Source organism: Pontibacter flavimaris (assembly GCF_001907195.1).
Classification (GTDB): Bacteria; Bacteroidota; Bacteroidia; order Cytophagales; family Hymenobacteraceae; genus Pontibacter; species Pontibacter flavimaris.
The window spans coordinates 117,818-136,214 of the sequence record NZ_LVWA01000004.1 but is presented as its reverse complement, the minus strand read 5'-3'; the positions used below and the strand labels follow the sequence as shown (position 1 = coordinate 136,214).

General features: G+C 54.9%; 17 protein-coding genes. 6 read left to right on the top strand and 11 right to left on the bottom strand.

The features are described 5' to 3' along the window. Positions 1 to 48: 48 nt before the first annotated feature. The gene (locus A3841_RS05475; protein WP_073851323.1) at positions 49 to 1,035 is read right to left on the bottom strand and encodes an isopenicillin N synthase family dioxygenase; all 987 of its coding nucleotides are present in this window, start codon (positions 1,033 to 1,035) and stop codon (positions 49 to 51) included. A gap of 117 nt (positions 1,036 to 1,152) precedes the next feature. Here A3841_RS05475 and A3841_RS05470 point away from each other — a divergent pair, with 117 nt between their 5' ends. The 3 genes from A3841_RS05470 (at position 1,153) to A3841_RS05460 (ending at position 3,308) form a co-directional block, all read left to right on the top strand. Next, positions 1,153 to 1,995 carry a hypothetical protein gene (locus A3841_RS05470; RefSeq protein ID WP_073851322.1) on the top strand — a complete coding sequence of 281 codons (843 nt, stop codon included), beginning with the start codon at positions 1,153 to 1,155 and terminating at the stop codon, positions 1,993 to 1,995. A gap of 160 nt (positions 1,996 to 2,155) precedes the next feature. After that, on the top strand, positions 2,156 to 2,911 hold the full coding sequence (locus A3841_RS05465; RefSeq protein WP_235861301.1) for a PKD domain-containing protein: 756 nt from the start codon (positions 2,156 to 2,158) through the stop codon (positions 2,909 to 2,911). Positions 2,912 to 2,999: 88 nt separating this feature from the next. After that, positions 3,000 to 3,308 carry a hypothetical protein gene (locus A3841_RS05460; RefSeq protein ID WP_139307895.1) on the top strand — a complete coding sequence of 103 codons (309 nt, stop codon included), beginning with the start codon at positions 3,000 to 3,002 and terminating at the stop codon, positions 3,306 to 3,308. Positions 3,309 to 3,402: 94 nt separating this feature from the next. Here A3841_RS05460 and A3841_RS05455 read toward each other — a convergent pair whose 3' ends face one another. From A3841_RS05455 to proS, 5 genes are all read right to left on the bottom strand, one after another. After that, the gene (locus tag A3841_RS05455; RefSeq protein ID WP_139307894.1) at positions 3,403 to 3,738 is read right to left on the bottom strand and encodes an outer membrane protein assembly factor BamE; all 336 of its coding nucleotides are present in this window, start codon (positions 3,736 to 3,738) and stop codon (positions 3,403 to 3,405) included. Continuing rightward, positions 3,735 to 3,950: a hypothetical protein gene (locus tag A3841_RS19970; RefSeq protein ID WP_139307893.1), complete on the bottom strand. Its 216-nt coding sequence runs from the start codon at positions 3,948 to 3,950 to the stop codon at positions 3,735 to 3,737. Before A3841_RS19970 ends, A3841_RS05455 begins: the two co-directional genes overlap by 4 nt. Continuing rightward, entirely contained in the window at positions 3,910 to 4,911 is a 1,002-nt protein-coding gene (gene floA / locus A3841_RS05450) for a flotillin-like protein FloA (protein ID WP_073851319.1), read from the bottom strand. Before floA ends, A3841_RS19970 begins: the two co-directional genes overlap by 41 nt. A 9-nt stretch (positions 4,912 to 4,920) precedes the next feature. After that, the gene (locus tag A3841_RS05445) at positions 4,921 to 5,394 is read right to left on the bottom strand and encodes an NfeD family protein (protein ID WP_073851857.1); all 474 of its coding nucleotides are present in this window, start codon (positions 5,392 to 5,394) and stop codon (positions 4,921 to 4,923) included. Positions 5,395 to 5,577: 183 nt separating this feature from the next. Continuing rightward, positions 5,578 to 7,056, bottom strand: a complete 1,479-nt coding sequence (gene proS / locus A3841_RS05440; protein ID WP_073851318.1) for a proline--tRNA ligase — start codon at positions 7,054 to 7,056, stop codon at positions 5,578 to 5,580. 196 nt (positions 7,057 to 7,252) lie between these two features. Here proS and A3841_RS05435 point away from each other — a divergent pair, with 196 nt between their 5' ends. Both A3841_RS05435 and A3841_RS05430 read left to right on the top strand, forming a co-directional pair. After that, positions 7,253 to 8,500 carry a hypothetical protein gene (locus A3841_RS05435; protein WP_073851317.1) on the top strand — a complete coding sequence of 416 codons (1,248 nt, stop codon included), beginning with the start codon at positions 7,253 to 7,255 and terminating at the stop codon, positions 8,498 to 8,500. Positions 8,501 to 8,527: 27 nt separating this feature from the next. After that, on the top strand, positions 8,528 to 10,069 hold the full coding sequence (locus tag A3841_RS05430) for an OmpP1/FadL family transporter (RefSeq protein ID WP_073851316.1): 1,542 nt from the start codon (positions 8,528 to 8,530) through the stop codon (positions 10,067 to 10,069). Positions 10,070 to 10,534: 465 nt separating this feature from the next. Here the strand turns inward: A3841_RS05430 and A3841_RS19965 are convergent, their stop codons facing one another. Continuing rightward, on the bottom strand, positions 10,535 to 10,840 hold the full coding sequence (locus A3841_RS19965; protein WP_139307892.1) for a hypothetical protein: 306 nt from the start codon (positions 10,838 to 10,840) through the stop codon (positions 10,535 to 10,537). A 93-nt stretch (positions 10,841 to 10,933) separates the two neighbouring features. On the opposite strand from A3841_RS19965, the gene A3841_RS05425 reads away from it, so the two are divergent. Next, complete coding sequence (locus A3841_RS05425) at positions 10,934 to 13,165, top strand: S9 family peptidase (protein ID WP_073851315.1); 2,232 nt, start codon at positions 10,934 to 10,936, stop codon at positions 13,163 to 13,165. A 57-nt stretch (positions 13,166 to 13,222) separates the two neighbouring features. Here A3841_RS05425 and A3841_RS05420 read toward each other — a convergent pair whose 3' ends face one another. The 4 genes from A3841_RS05420 to A3841_RS05405 all read right to left on the bottom strand — a co-directional run bounded on the left by A3841_RS05420 (position 13,223) and on the right by A3841_RS05405 (position 18,396). Beyond that, a complete protein-coding gene (locus A3841_RS05420; protein WP_073851314.1) occupies positions 13,223 to 14,089 on the bottom strand; it encodes a RelA/SpoT domain-containing protein in 867 nt (288 codons plus the stop codon). Between the two features lie 79 nt (positions 14,090 to 14,168). Continuing rightward, complete coding sequence (locus A3841_RS05415) at positions 14,169 to 15,440, bottom strand: chloride channel protein (protein ID WP_073851313.1); 1,272 nt, start codon at positions 15,438 to 15,440, stop codon at positions 14,169 to 14,171. A 498-nt stretch (positions 15,441 to 15,938) separates the two neighbouring features. After that, positions 15,939 to 17,384 carry an aldehyde dehydrogenase gene (locus A3841_RS05410; RefSeq protein ID WP_073851312.1) on the bottom strand — a complete coding sequence of 482 codons (1,446 nt, stop codon included), beginning with the start codon at positions 17,382 to 17,384 and terminating at the stop codon, positions 15,939 to 15,941. A 223-nt stretch (positions 17,385 to 17,607) separates the two neighbouring features. Next, the gene (locus A3841_RS05405; RefSeq protein ID WP_073851311.1) at positions 17,608 to 18,396 is read right to left on the bottom strand and encodes an SDR family oxidoreductase; all 789 of its coding nucleotides are present in this window, start codon (positions 18,394 to 18,396) and stop codon (positions 17,608 to 17,610) included. Position 18,397: the final 1 nt, after the last annotated feature.

The following is an 18,397-nucleotide window of genomic DNA, read 5'->3' as shown; positions in this document are numbered from 1 at the left end:
CTCGCTATCCCTCTTTTTTATGTTCATAGGTGCATGTATACCTGTTTCTTAGGATTTCTTCAGCAGGCCAAGCTCCACCAGGCGCTCGGTCAGGTACTCGCCTGCAGTGGCATCCGGGAAGGCCTTGGGGTTCTTCTCGTCAATGCAGCTCTCCAGGCAGGTCAGGTCCATTTCGGAGCGCGGGTGCATGAAGAAGGGGATGGAGTAGCGCGACGTGTGCATCAGCTCGCGCGGCGGATTCACGACGCGGTGGATGGTGGACTTCAGCTTGTTGTTGGTCAGGCGGGCCAGCATATCGCCCACATTTACCACCACCTGCTCGGGCAGCGCCGTGATTGGGATCCAGTGGCCGTCGCGGCGCAGCACCTGCAGGCCGTCGGCGCTGGCGCCCATCAGCAGCGTGATCAGGTTAATGTCGCCGTGCTCGGCAGCGCGAACCGCATCGGCCGGCACGCTGTCCGGGTTCTCGATCGGGAAGTAGTGGATAGGGCGCAGAATGCTGTTGCCATACGTCACCTTCTCGTCAAAATAATTCTCCTCCAGGCCCAAGTGGATGGCAATGGCGCGGAGCACCTGCTTTCCGGCGCTCTCCAGCTTGCGGTACGCCTCCAGGGTCACTTCCCTGAATTCCGGTACTTCTGCCGGGAAAATATTTTCAGGGTATTCTGCTTTGATCGGATCACTGTCCGGAATTTCGCTTAGTTCCTGGCCAACGTGGTAGAACTCCTTCAGGTCGCCGGTGTTAAATCCCTTGGCCTTCTCTTTTCCCTTGCCCACGTAGCCGCGCTGGCCGGCAAGCTCCGGGTGCTCATACGTTTGCTTTACATTGTCCGGCAGGGCAAAGAACGCTTTGGTGGCCGCATAAAGCTTTTTGGTTAGCTCGTCGCTGAGGCCGTGGTTGCGCAGGGCTATAAAGCCAATATTCTGGTAGGCTTCGCCAAGCCGTTTTACAAACTGAGCCTTCCTCTCCGCATCTCCCGATGTGAAATCCGCCAGGTCCAGGGACGGGATTTCATCAAACAAAATCTCGCTCATACTGCTCGAATATAAAATTTTTCGTATACTTTACTGTGATATTCACGTACTTCGCAATATACAAAGAATAATTGCTAAATTAGCTACATCGAAAACCTAACGATACAGAATAAACTCATGAAAAGAACGTACCTACTGCTTGCCTCGGCCCTGATGCTTAGTTTCTCCGCCTGTGATACTGCGCGCCAGACACAGGAAGCTGAGAACCAAACACCTGAAGCATCGAAAGTAACCGGAGGGCCAACACCCTCGGGCGCTGTTATGAGCAAAGGCGGGCTGCGCGTTTACGCCTTCGATAACTCACAGAAATACCCTGAGTCGCAGCTGCGCCTAAACACACCGCCGGCCGGTGGCGTGGTGGAGCCGGGCCCTGTTCAGTTTGTGTACACGCTATCCAACTTCGAGCTGACCCGCATGACGCCGCACTCCAACGCCGAGCACATGGCCAACTCCATGCAGGGGCAGCACATCCACAACATTGTGGACAACCAACCTTACACCGCCCATTACGAGACGGAGTTTACCAAGGAAATACCAGAAGGGGAGCACGTGATCCTGTCGTTCCTGTCGCGCTCTTACCACGAGAGCCTGAAGCACAAGGGCGCCTACGACCTGCGCAAAATCACCGTCGGCAAGCCCACCGAAACGATGGAATTTGACGAGAGTGCGCCGCACATGTTCTACAGCCGCCCGAAAGGCGAGTACGTAGGACCACAGGAGACAGAGCGGGTGATGCTGGACTTCTACCTAGTGAACACCGACCTCTCTACCACCGGCAACAAGGTGCGCGCCACCATCAACGGCACCGAGTTCATGCTGGATCGCTGGATGCCTTACATCATGGAAGGCCTGCCGATGGGCGAAAACACCATCAAGCTGGAACTGGTTGACAACAGCGGCAACGTGCTGCCTGGCCCGTTCAACAGCGTGGAGCGAAAGATTACGCTGAAAGCGCAATAGCCTGCAAAGTATAAAGTATAAGAAAGCCCGCTTCTGGTATACAGGGGCGGGCTTTTTTTTATTTAAGGTAAAGTGCCTTAATAAGTTATGTTGTTATAGGGTTTTTTGTATATTTAAATTATTATATGCAATGGTGATATGTGAAAATTAAATTTAACCTATGAAAATGAGAAAGCACCTCCTCCTGATTGTCTTGCCTTTATTCTTTTTCTCCTGTAATAAAGAAGAAGAAATTGCGGTTCCTGATCCTGAATTTACCATCCCAGATGAGTTTTATACGATGGAAGAGTATGTGAACATCAAAGACGTGAGCGAAGCAGATGGATATCAATGGGATTTCGGTAACGGTACAACTTCAACAAAGCGGGTGCCTGATTCATTTATGTATGCTGAGCCAGGCGCTTATACTATTACATTAACAACTTACACGGCCGGCGTTGCAAAAACAGTTGAAAAGGAGGTAAAGGTGGCACGCCTATACGTATACGAGGTGCAATTGCTGAGCTATCTCGAAAACTATGCCTTGGAGGGAGGCGATTTATCTGCTCCATCGGAAGGCAATCCGGATGTTTATCTGCAGGTCTCTACCTATGAAAGCAATGAGGAAAAGGTACTATATAAAAGCGAAGTACGGCCTGCTGTAACCAGAGAAGACCTGCCACTGACTTTTGTCGTAGATAGGATTCCCCTTGGTGGTGGAGTTCCTGAGTTGCCCTACATGCATACTCCGTTCTTTAAATTCTTTGACCATAACGAAGACAAAGCAGACCGGCTAATCGCACATAATTTAGTGACGGGGGGTAGTTCGCAACTATACCTTAACAAAGCAACAAAAGAAGGATACTACACACAGCAGCGCGGTAGCGACGACTGGGGCTCTCATGTTGTTGTAAAGTTTAAGGTTGAGCTTCCTTAAGCTTATCCCAAGTCTGCTGCTGCTGGTTGCATCCGCCGGATGCGCTACAAAACAGCCCCAGTATACTTTTGCTGGTAAAGAGGTGCTGATGGAGCAGCATAATGTGAGCCTTTACCGGAAAACACCGAAAGTATGGCCCGCAAAAGGAAAAGTTATTGCGACAGCAGATAAGCTGATCTTCATTCCCACGCCCCATTATGGAGTACTTCATGTCAGTAGGAGGGATAGCACCTTTATCAATTCAGGTGAGGTTGTGGGCCTCCGGGAGAAAAGGTGGATGCTGGTGTTTCCGTTCGGGCTGGAGGTTATCACCGCCGATAGCACTACCTACTCATTTGTTACCGTGCGGCGCGACGAACTTGTCCGGAAGATCAACGGGCTGGGGCAGGGAGAGTAAAGTATAGCATCGCCTGCCTCCGGTTAGCCAGAGCGGGCGGTCTTGCATCAAACGAGCCTGATTTGCTTCGTGCGGAAGTCCCTGGCGCAAGTTCTCAGTCACCGTAGTTTACCGACCTGACCGTGCTGTCGGCACCTATGTAAAATTGAAAGAAGTCGGAGGCAAGCGGGGGTGATTGGTACAGGTATACCTGCCCCTCTCTTTGCGTGCCTTCCCTCCAGTCCATAGGAGGCTTTACAAATGTTGGCGGACCCATGACGCGGAGAAGATCGTTTCGGGTCATTCCTGCCTGCACCTGTTGTATGTTTCTCCGGTTCCGGTTTCCTTCCCTGGCCTCCGGGCTGAGCCAGAAGCTATAGAATACAAGTACGGTGAGCGGCGCCATGACTGCCGCGGCTACGGTGAGCGCTACTTTGGTAAAGGATCTCATGGCATGTTGTTCTCACAGGAGATTTCTTCCGCGCGCCATACTTTTGGCTGCATGGTTATACTTGGCCGCCTTTGGGTGGTCCGCTCCCAGGTGCCCGTCCCGCTGCAAAAACGACCACCCCAAAGTATGGAGTGGCCGCTGCTGCGAAGTATAAAGAAGTATAAATTCTGGTTATTCTTTCGCTCTGTTTGGCGTGTTACTGCCTCCGCCACCCTGTCCCGGGTTGGCAATGTTGTTGCGCATTTCAGTATCGGACTGGATGTTCTGCATTCTGTAGTAGTCCATAATGCCGAGGTTGCCGCTGCGGAAAGCCGCTGCGATGGCCTGCGGCACCTCCACCTCCGCCTGAATTACGTTGGCGCGGGCCTCCTGTGCCTTGGCCTTCATTTCCTGCTCCACGGCCACGGCCATGGCGCGGCGCTCCTCTGCCTTGGCCTCTGCCACCTTCAAGTCGGCGCCCGCCTGGTCTATCTGCAGCTTGGCGCCTATGTTCTCGCCCACGTCCACGTCAGCGATATCAATGGACAGAATTTCATAGGCTGTTCCCGCGTCCAGGCCTTTCTGCAAGACAAGCTTAGAGATCATGTCGGGGTTTTCGAGTACGGTTTTATGGGATATCGAAGAACCGATGGAGGTTACAATGCCCTCGCCCACGCGGGCAAGTATGGTTTCCTCGCCGGCGCCACCCACCAGCTGGTTAATATTGGCACGAACCGTTACGCGCGCCTTTGCAATAAGCTGTATGCCATCCTGCGCCACCGCGGCCACGTTGGGCGTGTTGATCACCTTCGGGTTCACGGAGGTGGTCACGGCCTCAAACACGTTCCGGCCGGCCAGGTCAATGGCCGTGGCTTGCTTAAAGGAAAGCGGGATATTGGCCTTGTCTGCCGAGATCAGCGCCTTGATCACGGTCGGCACGTTGCCGCCTGCCAGGTAGTGCGTCTCCAGTTCGGTGGTGGTCAGGTCGATGCCGGCTTTGGTGGCGTTGATCATGGAGTTGACGATGAGGCTTGGCGGCACCTTACGGATGCGCATGAACACCAGCTCCAGCAGGCCCACGCGCACGCCCGAGAACAGGGCTGTGATCCAGAGGCTGATCGGCACAAAGTATAAAAAGATGATAAGCAGGATAATAGCGCCTGCTATAAGAAAAAGGGGAGTTAAATTTTCCATCTGTGTACGTTAGGAGATTGCTTCTACGATAATCTTATGTTGACTTAATCTGATAATACGAATAGGGGTGTTGGGGGCCAGAAACTCCCCTTCGGTCTGTACTTCGTGGTGCTGGTTTGCGAACAGGGCCCGGCCCTGCGGGCGCAGCGCCGAAACGGTCTTGCCTTCCTCGCCTACCGCCAGCGCATGCTGGTAATCCTCGTTCACGCGGCCCCGGTTCTGCTCCTTCAGGGCAAAGCGCGCCCAGCTGTCCGAGCGGAAGCTATAGAAGAAGGCCAGCCCGCCAAGGAGTACGGTGGCGGCAAGTATAAGGTGGCCGGTGTTGGTGCCCAATGCTGCATAGCCTACCCATATGCCGATGGCGGTAAGTATAAAGCCAAGAATGCCCACAATGGTAGTGCCCGGCACAAAGATCAGCTCCACAACGATCAGGAGCAGGCCAATGCCGACCAGCGAAATAACGGTAATCCAATCCAAAAGCATAGGGCAAAAGGTTATCATCTACAATATAGTAATTTCTTCATGATTTGTAAGTATAGATGCCTAACCAAAGTATAAACCAGCCCCAAAAACAAGAGCGCCACTCCCGGTTAGGGAAGTGGCGCTCCAAAAAGTATAGCTGCCGTCGGTTACGAATAGCTGATAGCGAACAGCGAATAAAGTATATCAATAGGCTCTGGCAAAGTATACGCGGCGCTTGCTTGGCTTGCCGGTTACCAAATCCACACCGTCTTCCTCCGGCGTGTTCAGACCGATGCAGCGGATAGTGGCCTTTGTCTCTTCCTTGATACGCTCCTCGGTCTCAGCCGTGCCGTCCCAGTGGGCAAGCACAAAGCCGCCCTTGGTCTCCAGCACCTGCTTGAACTCTTCGTAAGAATCCACCTTTGTGGTGTGCTCCTCGCGGTGGTTCAGGGCCTTGGTGTAGATGTTCTCCTGAATCTCGTCGAGCAGGGCCGGGATGTAATCCGCCAGCGTGGCGAATTGCTGCGTGCTTTTCTCCTTGGTGTCGCGGCGGGCCACTTCGGCAGTGCCGTTCTCCAGGTCGCGTGCGCCGATGGCGATGCGCACCGGCACGCCCTTCAGCTCCCATTCGGCAAACTTAAAGCCAGGGCGCTCGGTGTCGCGGTCGTCGAACTTCACGCTGATGCCCTTGGCCAGCAGCTCGCGCTTCAGTTGGTTCACCTTCTCCGTAATCTGCGCCAGCTGCTCCTCGCCTTTGTAGATCGGCACGATCACCACCTGGATAGGGGCGAGCTTTGGAGGCAGCACGAGGCCCTCGTCGTCGGAGTGGGCCATCACCAGCGCGCCCATCAGGCGCGTGCTCACGCCCCACGAGGTTCCCCATACGTACTCCAGGCCGCCGTCTTTGGTGGCGAACTTCACGTCAAAGGCCTTGGCAAAGTTCTGGCCCAGGAAGTGCGAGGTGCCCGCCTGCAGCGCCTTGCCGTCCTGCATCATGCCTTCGATGCAATAGGTCTCCACGGCGCCTGCAAAGCGCTCACTCGGGGTTTTAATGCCGCGAATCACAGGCAGCGCCAGGTACTGTTCGGCAAAGGTGGCGTATACTTCCAGCATCTGCTCCGTTTCGGCGATGGCCTCCCTGGCGGTGGCGTGGGCCGTGTGGCCCTCCTGCCACAGAAACTCCGTCGTGCGCAGGAACAGGCGCGTGCGCATCTCCCAGCGCACCACGTTGGCCCACTGGTTTATCAGCAGGGGCAGGTCGCGGTAGCTTTGTATCCAGTTTTTGTACGTATTCCAGATCACGGCCTCCGAGGTGGGGCGCACGATGAGTTCTTCCTCCAGTTTGGCATTCGGGTCCACGCGCAGCTTGCCGGCCCTGTCCGGGTCGTTTTGCAGGCGGTAGTGCGTTACCACGGCGCACTCCTTGGCAAAGCCCTCGGCATTCTGCTCCTCGGCCTCAAACAAGCTCTTGGGCACGAACAGCGGGAAGTAGGCGTTCTCGTGGCCGGTGGCCTTAAACATGTCGTCGAGCTGGCGCTGCATCTTCTCCCAGATGGCGTAGCCGTACGGTTTGATCACCATACACCCGCGCACGGCCGAGTTCTCCGCCAGACCTGCCTTTTTCACCAGCTCGTTATACCACAGCGAGTAATCTTCGCTTCTTTTAGGTAACCCTTTGCTCATTTTACTTTTAATTTATTATAAATATCTGATTTGGACTGATTCTGGAACAAATTTTGTTATCTAGATATATTGAATCCGGACATCGTTCCGACTCAAAATTACGTTAATATTGTTATACTATAGATAAGGTTTTGCCCAATTGTGCTTATCTTTGATATAGAAGAAGTTATTACCCACAGAACATCAGCAGAAGGCCATGAAAAAATATACTTTACTTGCCGTAGCCCCCGCGCTTGCCCTGCTGGCTGTAGGCTGTAGCAGCCCCATCGCGATGCAGTCGTCGGAATACGACGACATGTACTACAGTTCTTCGGACCAGACAGTGTACGTGGAGCCGGCGGCGCAGCAACCGCAGCAGCAACACCAGGCGCAGGCTTACCAGCAGCAGTACGAAAGCAGCGACCAGCAGGCGGCACCGCTTGCTGAGGGAGAGGTACTGAATCCGGAGTACTCGGAAAACTACGTGACACAGAACTACAGCGGCGATGAGTACTACGACGGCCGCTCCTACGACGAGCGCGACAACTGGTACCGCCCGAACTACTCTTACGTAGACCCTTACTGGGGCTCGGCTTACGTGCCGCGCCGCACCAGCTATGCGTTCTATGATCCTTTCTACGACCCATTCTACAACGATCCGTTCTATTATGATCCGTTCTGGAGTAATGCCCGTTTCAGAACCGGCGTCAGCATCAGCTTTAACTATGGCTGGGGCGGCGGAGGCTACTACGGCCACCCATATGGCTACAGCAACTGGTGGCCAGGCAGCTACGGTCATGGTTACTACAACGGCTATTACAGAGGCTTCTATAACGGACACTATGCCCGGCACAACCCCTACGGCTGGTACAACGACAGGCCAGTGGTAGTTGGCAAAGCCAGCAGGGTGCAGTATGGCCCACGCGACAGCCGCAACACGCAGGTGAACAACGGAGGCGCCGGCAGGCCATCCAGGGACGGTGTTATCCGTAGCGAGAGCACCGGGCAGCAACAGCAGCAAAGCGTAGGCCGACAGTCGCGCAGCAGCCGCAGCACCGTGGCACCAGCTACCGGAGGCACCAGGCAGGAACTGCCGGCAAGGCCAAGCCGCAGCAGCCGTAGCACCACCGTGCAACCACAGCAGCAGAACGCACAGCCGGCGCCAAGCAATAACCGCAACACCCGTAGAACCCGCGAGTATGTGCCGAGCCGCTCCACAGAGCAGCCGCAGCAGCGCCGCGAGGTCCGTACCCGTACGATTGAGCGCCAGCCTAGCCGCACCATCGAGCGAAGCCAGCCTGTGCGCATTGAGCGTAGCCAGCCGAGCCGCACGATAGAGAGCAGGCCGAGTCGTACGTATGAGAGCTCACCGAGCCCTAGCCCAAGTCCAAGCAGGAGCAGCAGCAACAGTAGCAGCAGCAATTCATCTTCCGGGGGCGGCCGTCCATCGCGAGGAAACAATTAGACCCATAGTATAAAAACTATCTAACAGATGAAGAAGACACTATTGGCCAGCCTGGCTTTACTGCTGGGCTGGGGCGGTACTGCTTTTGCCCAGACGGAGGTAGACGCCCTGCGCTACTCCCAACTGGGCGTATCGGGTACTGCGCGTATACAGGGTATGGGCGGTGCGCAAACGGCACTGGGCGCCGACATCTCCAGCCTCTCCGGCAACCCGGCCGGCCTGGGCATGTTCCGCCGCTCCGAGTTCACCATCTCCCCGGGCATCCAATCCGTCAACAATAATACCTCCATACTTGGCGAGCGAAACACAGGAAGCAACAGCAACTTCGTGTTTCCGCAGCTGGGCGTGGTGATCTCCAGCAGGAAAGGTGACAGCGATGCCAGCGACTGGCGCGGCGTAACCTTCGGCATCGGGTTTACCAGGCTCAACAACTTTAACGAGAACTATACTTCCTACCGCACCCAGTCCGGTGAGCTTGACCCCACGATTGTGGAATACTTCGCGGACCTGGCCTTCCAGAACAACCGCACCCGGGCCAGCCTGGATCAGGAGTATGACGCGGGCATCACCACCCTGGAGGGGCTGGCCTACGGAGGGTTTTTGTTTGATGTTGACGATGATAGCGTGATTTACGAGGTGGAGCGCGTCGGAAGTATAACCCAGCGCGAGGAGATCAGAAGAACAGGCTCCCAGAACCAGATCGACATCGGCGTGGGTACCAGCTACAAAGACAGGCTCTACATTGGCGCCTCGTTGGGCATTGTAACGGCGGATTTCAAGGAAGAGAAGATTTATACAGAGGCTGAGGGCGACGCCAGCACGCCGTTTACCAGCCTGGAGTACGTGGATGAGTTCTCGACCTCCGGCGCCGGTGTAAACCTGAAGGTGGGCCTGATTGCCCGCCCAATAGATGCGCTGCGCCTGGGCGTGAGCATACAAACGCCAACGGCCTACACGTTCGACGACGACTACCAGCGCAGGATCGCCACCACCTTTAACGACGGCGTGGAGACAGCCGCAGAGGTGCCGGGGCAGTTCTCTTACCGCTTGGTTACCCCGTTCAGGGCTACGGGTGGCGTGGCTTACTTTATCGGCAAGTATGGCTTCATCACGGCCGACGTGGAGTTTGTGAACTATGGCAGCGCCAAGTTCAGAGAAGACGATGATTTCTCCTCCGGCGGCTTTTTTGATGATATAAATGACGGCATCTCCGACAATAATAATTCGGTGGTGAACTATAAGATCGGGGCGGAGGCCCGCTATGAGGTGTTCCGGCTGCGCGCCGGCTATGCCTATAACGCCGACCCGGAAGGTGGCTCCAGCTACGATGCCGGTTTTATCAACTACAAGTATGGCCCGACGCAAAACTATACTTTTGGCGCCGGTATAAGGCTGCAGAATTTTTATGTGGATGCGGCTTACGTGCACACCCAGCAGGACTCGGATTATGCTCCATTCGTGAGCGGCACGGATTATTCCCCTTACGCGCTTAAGAGCTCCGGGGAGCCCATGCTGAACATCGACAAAAAGCAAAACTCAGTGGTGCTGACAGTGGGTGTGAATTTTTAAGATCAGCAAGTATAAAACATAACAAGCGGCGGTTCCGGAAGGGGCTGCCGCTTGTTGTTTGTGCTCAGCCTCAACATAAAGTATAGGGAAATGCGCTTCGGTAGCATTGGGTCCAACCACCCTGGTTTCACCCCACCCCGGCCCTAAAAACAGGGGAGGGAGCTTCTACAGCACTTGTACCAACCACCCCTGCCCCTCCTTATCCAAGGAGGGGAGCTTTTCAGCACACGATTACACCCCTATAGTCCCCTCAAGGGGACAGTTGTAATAGCAGAAGCTATCGAACTGAACCCAGTCCTTGGGTGGAGCGCCTTGTGAGATCCGGTGCCCGTAAAGGGCAGCCGTAGCGCAGCGGAGGCAGGAGGGAACACAGCGCGATGCCAAAGGACGAGCCCTCTCGGGCTTGAGAGCACCAAAGTCAGAAATGCAACAGTAGGCTTGTGGGAACTATAGGATCAGCGGAAGCTAGTACGGATAGCTTGTCTCAAGTTGCGGAAAGCGGCGGCCAGGGAAGTATGGCTCAAGTATAAAAGTATGGCTTACGCGGACTTGGAAGTCCGCAACAGGCAAAGTTCCGGACAAGGATATCCGGAACAGCAAGTATAAAAGGTATAGCAGCAAGTATAAAAAGGCACAAGCGGACGCTTGCGCCAGCGATGATCTGAAGTATGGCCGAAGTATAAAAGTATAGCCGGACAAGTATAAGGCAGGATAAGACCCAGGCGGGAAGTATAAGCTCAAAGCATAAGTCTCCTGAAAATTGCCGCTCAAAACAGCTACAGGTATGGTTTTGGCTACAGAATCATGGCTAAACCACATTATTCCCCTAACTTAGAGGGGCTAAACTATAACGAAACCTTAAACATGCATATCAGACTAAGAACAAACCTTTTGGCTGCCGTGCTTCTGTGCTTTGCCTTTGTGGCGCAGGCGCAGCAGAAAAAAGACATCACCCTGGAGGATATCTACCAGAAAGGGACCTTCCGCGCCAAATCGGTGTATGGCGTGAACTGGATGAACGACAGCCGTTACTACAGCTCGCAGGTAGCCGACGAGAAGAATAAAGTATACGACATCGTCAAGTATGACGTCACCACCGGCCAGCCGGTCAGCACCATCATCGAGGGCGAGAACCTGGTGCCGGAGGGCGGCAACCAGCCGATCCAGTACGACGGCTACACGTTCTCTTCGGATGAGCAGAAGGTGCTGTTTTCCACGGATACCGAGCAGATCTACCGCCGCTCCTCCAAGGCAGACTTCTACATCTACGACATCGCCTCTAAAAAACTGACCAAGCTGAGCGACGGCGGCAAGCAGATGTACGCCACCTTCTCGCCGGACGCCAAGCGCGTGGCCTTTGCCCGCGAGAACAACATGTTCGTGACGGACCTGGGCAACATGCAGGAGACGCAGATCACCACCAACGGCAAGTATAATTCCATCATCAACGGCTATGCGGATTGGGTGTACGAGGAGGAATTCTCGTTTGCGCAGGGCTTCCACTGGTCGCCGGACGGCAAGAAGATCGCCTTCTATACGTTTGATGAGACCAACGTGCCGGAGTTTAACATGCAGATGTGGGGCGAGCTGTACCCGCAGGATAACAAGTTCAAATATCCCAAACCAGGCGAAGCCAACTCTATTGTAACCGTATCGGTGTACGATGTGGCCAGCGGCAAAACCGTGAAGATGGATACCGGCAACGAGACCGACATCTACCTCCCGCGCATGAAATGGACGAACAATCCGAACCTGCTCTCTATCCAGCGCATGAACCGCCTGCAGAACACGCTGGAGATCCTGCACGCCAACGCTTCAACAGGCAAAGCCGACGTGGTGCTGAAGGAAACCGACAAAGCCTACATCGACGTAACCGACGACCTGACTTACCTGAAGGATGGCAAGCACTTTATCCACTCCTCGGAGGTGAAAGGATTTAACCACCTGTACCTCTACAACATGAAGGGCAAGCTGGTACGCCAGATCACCAACGGCAACTGGGAAGTGAGCAGCTACGTGGGCTTCGATGAGAAGAACGACCGCCTGTACTACATGTCCACGGAGGTATCGCCGCTGGAGCGCCACCTGTACAGCATCAGCAGCAAAGGCAAAAAAAAGCAACGCCTTACGGAGAATGCCGGTACGCACCGCGTGAACATGAGCAACGACTTTACCTACTACCTGGATTATTTCTCTGCCGCCAACGAGGTGCCAACCGTAAGCCTGCACACGGCCAAAGACGGCAAGCTGATCAAGGTGCTGGAGGATAACGCACAGCTCAAAAACACGCTTGCGCAGTACGACATCGCCAAGCAGGAGTTCTTCCAGATGAAGACCGCTGACGGCACGCAACTGAACGGCTGGATGATCAAACCAACCGACTTTGATCCGAACAAAAAGTACCCGGTGCTGATATTCGTGTACGGCGGCCCGGGCTCGCAGACAGTGACCAACAGCTGGGGCGGCACCAACTACCTGTGGTACCAGGTGCTGGCCGACAAAGGGCTGATCATTGTGAGCGTGGATAACCGCGGTACCGGTGCCCGCGGCGCGGAGTTTAAGAAAGTGACCTACGCCAACCTGGGCAAGTATGAGATCGAGGATCAGATTGAGGCGGCCAAGTGGCTGGGCAACCAACCGTATGTAGACAAGAACCGCATCGGCATCTGGGGCCACAGCTACGGTGGCTACATGACCCTGCTGGGCCTTACCAAAGGCAACGGCGTGTTTGCAGCCGGCATCTCAGTGGCGCCGGTTACGAACTGGAGATACTATGACACGATCTACACGGAGCGCTTCCTCAAGACGCCGCAGGAAAACCCAGCCGGCTACGACGACAACTCGCCGCTGTTCTTTGCCGATAAACTGCAGGGCGAGCTGCTGCTCATCCACGGCACCGGCGATGACAACGTGCACTTCCAGAACGCGGTGGCCATGCAGGATGCCCTGATCAGCGCCAACAAGCAGTTCGAGAGCTTCTACTACCCGAACCGTAACCACGGTGTGGGCGGTGGCGTAACGTCCATTCACCGCTTTAAGATGATGACGGACTTCCTGGAGCGCAAGCTGATCAACCCGACCAAGGTAAACCAGTAAGTATAACGTATAAATTGAAGTATGAAAGGCCTGCCGGAAACGGTGGGCCTTTTTTTGTCAGCCCCCTGTTAGCTTGGCCAGGCAAGTATAGAGGTACTGTTTTTCCTGCTCATCAACGGGGAGCCTGTCTATGTGGCTGCGCAGCTGCGCTACGGTTACTTGCGGCCCCGCTGCCGGGCCCTGGTTGTACCGCTGCAGCGCATCAGAGAGCGCCTGTATTTGCGTGGCCACCTCGTCGGCGGTGCTCGTAAAGCGGTTTAACAGCCCCAGCAGCCGGTGCAGCAGCTCGTTGGGCGTGCGGTCGGGGTAACGGACGCAGTGGTCTATCTCGCTCCAGCTTTCCTCCAGCAGTGTCTTCACCTGAACCTCTACAAAGTATAACTGCCGGGCCGGCTTTACTTTCAGGATGTAGTGCTGCGCCTTGTACCCTCTGCCATTTACCAGCACCCTGTACTTGTCGGCGTAAAATTGCCTGGCTTCTATGTTATTTTCGTCCTGCACATAGGCGTAAGGCTCCCGTTTCAGCTCCCAAGCCTGCTGTATGTAGTTGCCGATGTCGTGGCAGGCGCTTTTGTACAGGTGCAGGATGCGCAGGCCCGCCAGGTCGTTTATAAACTCCAGGTAGTTGGCGGAGGTGAGGTGGCGGTCGGGGTACTCCTGTTTTTTGCGGAGGATCTTTTTGAGCAGGTGCAGCGGCTCTTTTACCCTGTAGCGTACGGCATGCACGTCTTTGTGCCGCCTCAGTGCGCTGCTTACAAGTATGGCCAGGTCCTCCAGCTCGCTCAGCCGGGAAGTATAGTCGTTGTAGATGGCGGCCAGCTCCCTTGCCTCCAAACCCTGCGCACGAAGCTCCGCCTCCCTAACATCAAGTATGGAAAGTATAAACGGCACCGTGGCCTTAGCTTTATGATCGGATGGGCGCATAAACACGAGGGCATCATCGAAGCCTCCTGAGAAAGTATAGCCGATTTACTGCGAAATGTTGCGCCTGCTGAAGTATACTTTACTCTTTCATACCCAGCTGCGCGTTTATCAAAGGTGTTTTAGGCGCCAGGAAAAAGCCCGTGAGGCTGGCAAACATGATCGGGATAAACTGATTGAAACCAGTTAAGGTGGCCAGAAGGATGATGGTACTGATAGGGGTGCGGGTTACGCAGGCGTTAATGGCGGCCATGCAGCTGACAAGTATAAGCGGCAGGTTCTGGCCCGGAAACAGGTTGTTTATGATCAGGCCCACGGTGGCGCCCAGAAAGAACAGCGGGATGATGAAGCCGCCGCGCCAGCCGGAGGTTACGGTAAAGGCAATGGCCAGGATCTTGGCCACCAGCAGTAGAAGCAGGAACTCTAGCGTAAACTGCTCCTCTAAAAGTATGTTCAGCTCGTCGTGGCTGAAGTAGCGGGAGAGGGGCACGAAGTAAGCGATGGCGCCGATCAAAATGCCGCCCATCATCATCTTGATGTAAATCGGGACATGAAACCGCTTAAACAGGCTCCTGCTCCAGCGCACCGTGAAGATGAACAGCCAGCCCGCCGCCGTACCTGCCAGCGCATACAGCATGGCATAGAAGAAGTCGGTGAGTTCCGGGGTGCCGTAAACCGGGAAGTTCCAGGTGGGGCCGATGCCGATGTGCGTGATCAGGATAAAAATAACGTAGCTGGAGCAACTGGCCACAAAGGCCGGTATAAGCGCCTGGTAGTACTCTACCACATGCTTGTGGTGCAGGATTTCGAGGGCAAACAAGGTGCCGCCCAACGGGGCGCCGAACAGGGCTGTAAAGGCCGCAGCCATACCGGCGATGGTGAGCGAGCGCAGGTCCTCGCCGCGTATCTTCAGCTTTTTGGCGATAAAGGTGCCTGTGGAGCCCACCACCTGCACCAGCGGCGCCTCCGGTCCGGCACTACCGCCGCTGGCAATACATAATAACGACGACAGGATCATGGACGGATTGTTCTTCGGCTCCAGGTGCCCGCCTTTAAAGCGGATGTTGTTCACGATGAGGTCCATCTCGCCCGGGTCTCCTAGTTTATGGATGATGAAGCCCGCCAGCAGGCCCGCCGTAGCCATCAGTGGGATCACCCACAGCCCCTGGATGGGGGCCAGAAAATGAAGAAAGCCCACGAGCACAGTCCAGTATAAGCCGGCAATTACGCCACCTACAATACCAATAGCCACCCACAGCAGGAAAATCTTGCTGAACACAAAGGGGTTGAACTGCAAAGGATAGTTTATCTGGTTACGAAGCGTAACGGCCAGTCGTCGTCTCTTAAAGTCCATGGGGCAAAAGTACGGATAAATGTAGGGGAGGGGAAAGTATAAAGTGCCGTTTCTTTGATGAGGAAATGGGTTGTTTGGTTTGGCAGCCCGTTTTCAACTGGCGAAAGTATACTTCTAAGATTTGCCAATAAGAATTCATTTGTGCGCATTAGATATCCTACCAAGCAAAGCCAATTCCCTTCCTTGGAGTAGGGCCGTTAAGTTCTAGCTACACCGTTGTTAAAAAAACCTCTGTCATTCTGTTAAGGATCTTGGTAGCAGGTAGGTTAAGCCGTAGCTACTGGCGGGGGTAGGGGCCCTCTTTTACCAAGATCCCCCGAAACAAGTTCGGGATTTTCCACTTTCAGGATGGCAAAAAACGAGAACGTAACGGCCCTACCTCCCTAGAGAGGTAGGTTACTATTTCTTTGATGCGCACGAGTCACTCAATACTGGTATAAATCAACTGTATAAATATAGCGGGAGATGACAAGAGTACTTATACTTCATACAACACGCTTACAGCTTCACGCAAACATTCTGCGGCTCGGTAAAGAAACGCAGTGCCTCAAAGCCGCCTTCACGGCCTACGCCCGAGTTCTTCATGCCGCCAAACGGGGTTCTTAAGTCGCGCAGGAGCCAGGTGTTGATCCAGATAATGCCGGCATGTACCTGGTGCGCCACGCGGTGCGCCCGCGGCAGGTTTTGGGTCCAGATGGTGGCGGAGAGGCCGTAGTCGGTGCAGTTAGCGTAGTGGATCACTTCCTCCTCGGTATCGAATGGCATAAGCGTTACCACAGGGCCAAAGATCTCCTCGGTGTTGGTGCGGCAGTTGTAAGGCAGTCCTTCGATGATAGTCGGCGCGATGAACCAGCCGTTCTGGCAACGTCCCTCTACCTGTATTTGGTGTCCTCCGGCAAGTATGTATCCGCCCTCCTGTTTTGCCAACTCGATATAGGAAAGTACTTTTTGCATGTGCTGCTCCGATACCACCGCGCCCAGTTTCGTGCCTTCCTCCATCGGGTCGCCCACGGTCATGGCCTTCACTTTCTCCACAAAAGCATCCCGGAACTGCTCGTACAGCGGCCGCTCAATGAAGATGCGGGAGCCGCAAAGGCAAATTTGTCCCTGGTTGGCAAAGGAGGAGTGGATGGACGTGTGTAGCGCGTTGTTAAAGTCGCAGTCGGCGAAGATGATGTTGGGGTTCTTGCCACCCAGTTCCAGCGACAGCTTCTTGAACATCGGTGCCGCTGTGGCAGCTATACTACGACCGGTTGTGGTGCCGCCGGTAAAGGAGATAACCGGCACTTTCGGGTGGGCCGTGATAGCCGCGCCCACCTTATGCCCGTAGCCATGCACAATGTTCAGCACACCGGCCGGCAAACCCGCTTCTATACAAATCTCCGAAAGCAGGTAGGCTGTCATGGGCGTTATTTCGGATGGCTTGGCCACCACACAATTGCCGGCAGCCAGGGCGGGCGCAATTTTCCAGGTAAACAAGTAGAGCGGCAGATTCCAGGGCGAGATGCAGCCGGCCACGCCGTGCGGGTGGCGTACGGTATAGTTGATGGCGTCGGTGCCCTCCATATAATGGGCCTCTGAGGCAAAATGCTGAATGGCCGTACCATAAAAACGCATATTGCTGCTGGCCCGCGGAATATCCACCGTCTTTGCCAGTTTCAGCGGTTTGCCGTTGTCTACAGATTCCGCCTCGGCCAGTCGGTCCAGGTTTTGGTCGATCAGATCGGCAATGCGCATCAGGAACTGCCCACGCTTCTCAGCCGGCGTTTTAGACCAGGCTGGGAAAGCCACTTGAGCTGCCTGCACCGCCTGCTCCACGTCCTGCCCATCCGAATCCGGAATCAAAGAGTATGCTTCGCCGGTGGCCGGGTTGTAGTTGTCAATATACTGCCCTGCTAGAGGCGCTACCAACTGGCCGTTTATGTAGTTCTGGAGCTTTTGCACACTTGTTTTAATTGAAGTTTTATACTTGCCATACCGGTTCCAACCACCCCTGCCCCTCCTTAGCTAAGGAGGGGAGCTTGTACTTACCGTAGCACATTTTATTAATATAGCCTCGTACTTCTCTTTTGAATCCTGAACATCAACTATAGGATCTATACTTTCCTAAAGTAATAGCAGACTCCCCGCCTTAGACAAGGAGGGGTTGGGGTGGTTGGATCAATACTTACAAACACCCCGTTCTGCCCCCATCCACCGGCACGTTAATGCCATTGATGTAAGCGGCGGCCGGCGTGGCCAGAAACGCAGCGGCGGCGGCCACTTCTTCGGGCTCGGCAAAGCGGCGGGCAGGAATCTCGGCCTCCATCGCCTGCTGTATGTCCGCTTTGCTTTTGCCTGTCTTGTCGGCCTTATTCTCGATAATAGCGTCTATACGGCCTGTTTTAGTAGAGCCAGGCAACACGTTATTGACCGTAATGCCGAAAGGCCCCAGCTCGTTAGCCATGGTTTTTGCCCAGCTGGCTACCGCCCCGCGAATGGTATTCGATACGCCCAGGCCATGCAAAGGCTGCTTCACGGAGGTGCTGATGACGTTGATGATACGGCCATACTTTGCCTCCTTCATATACGGGATCACCGCTTTGGCCAACAGGTGGTTGGCGATCAGGTGCTGGTTAAAGGCGGCGGTAAACTCATCCGAAATGGCCTCGGTGATCGGTCCGCCCGCCGGGCCGCCGGTGTTGTTAACCAGGATATGTACGCCCGGCCGGTCGTTGAGGTAGGCCTGCACGCGGATGTTCAGGTCGTAGGGGTCCGCAAAATCAGCGGTGATGTAATCGTGCTGCTGGCCCTGTTGCGTATCCAGCTCCTGGGCCACCTGCTGCAGCTTTTCCTCGTCCCGGGCGATGAGCGTAATGCTTGCTCCCAGTTGTGCCAGCTCCAGGGCTATCGCTTTGCCAATGCCCTGTGTGCTGCCACACACCAGGGCGCGTTTGTTCTTCAGGTTTAAATCCATG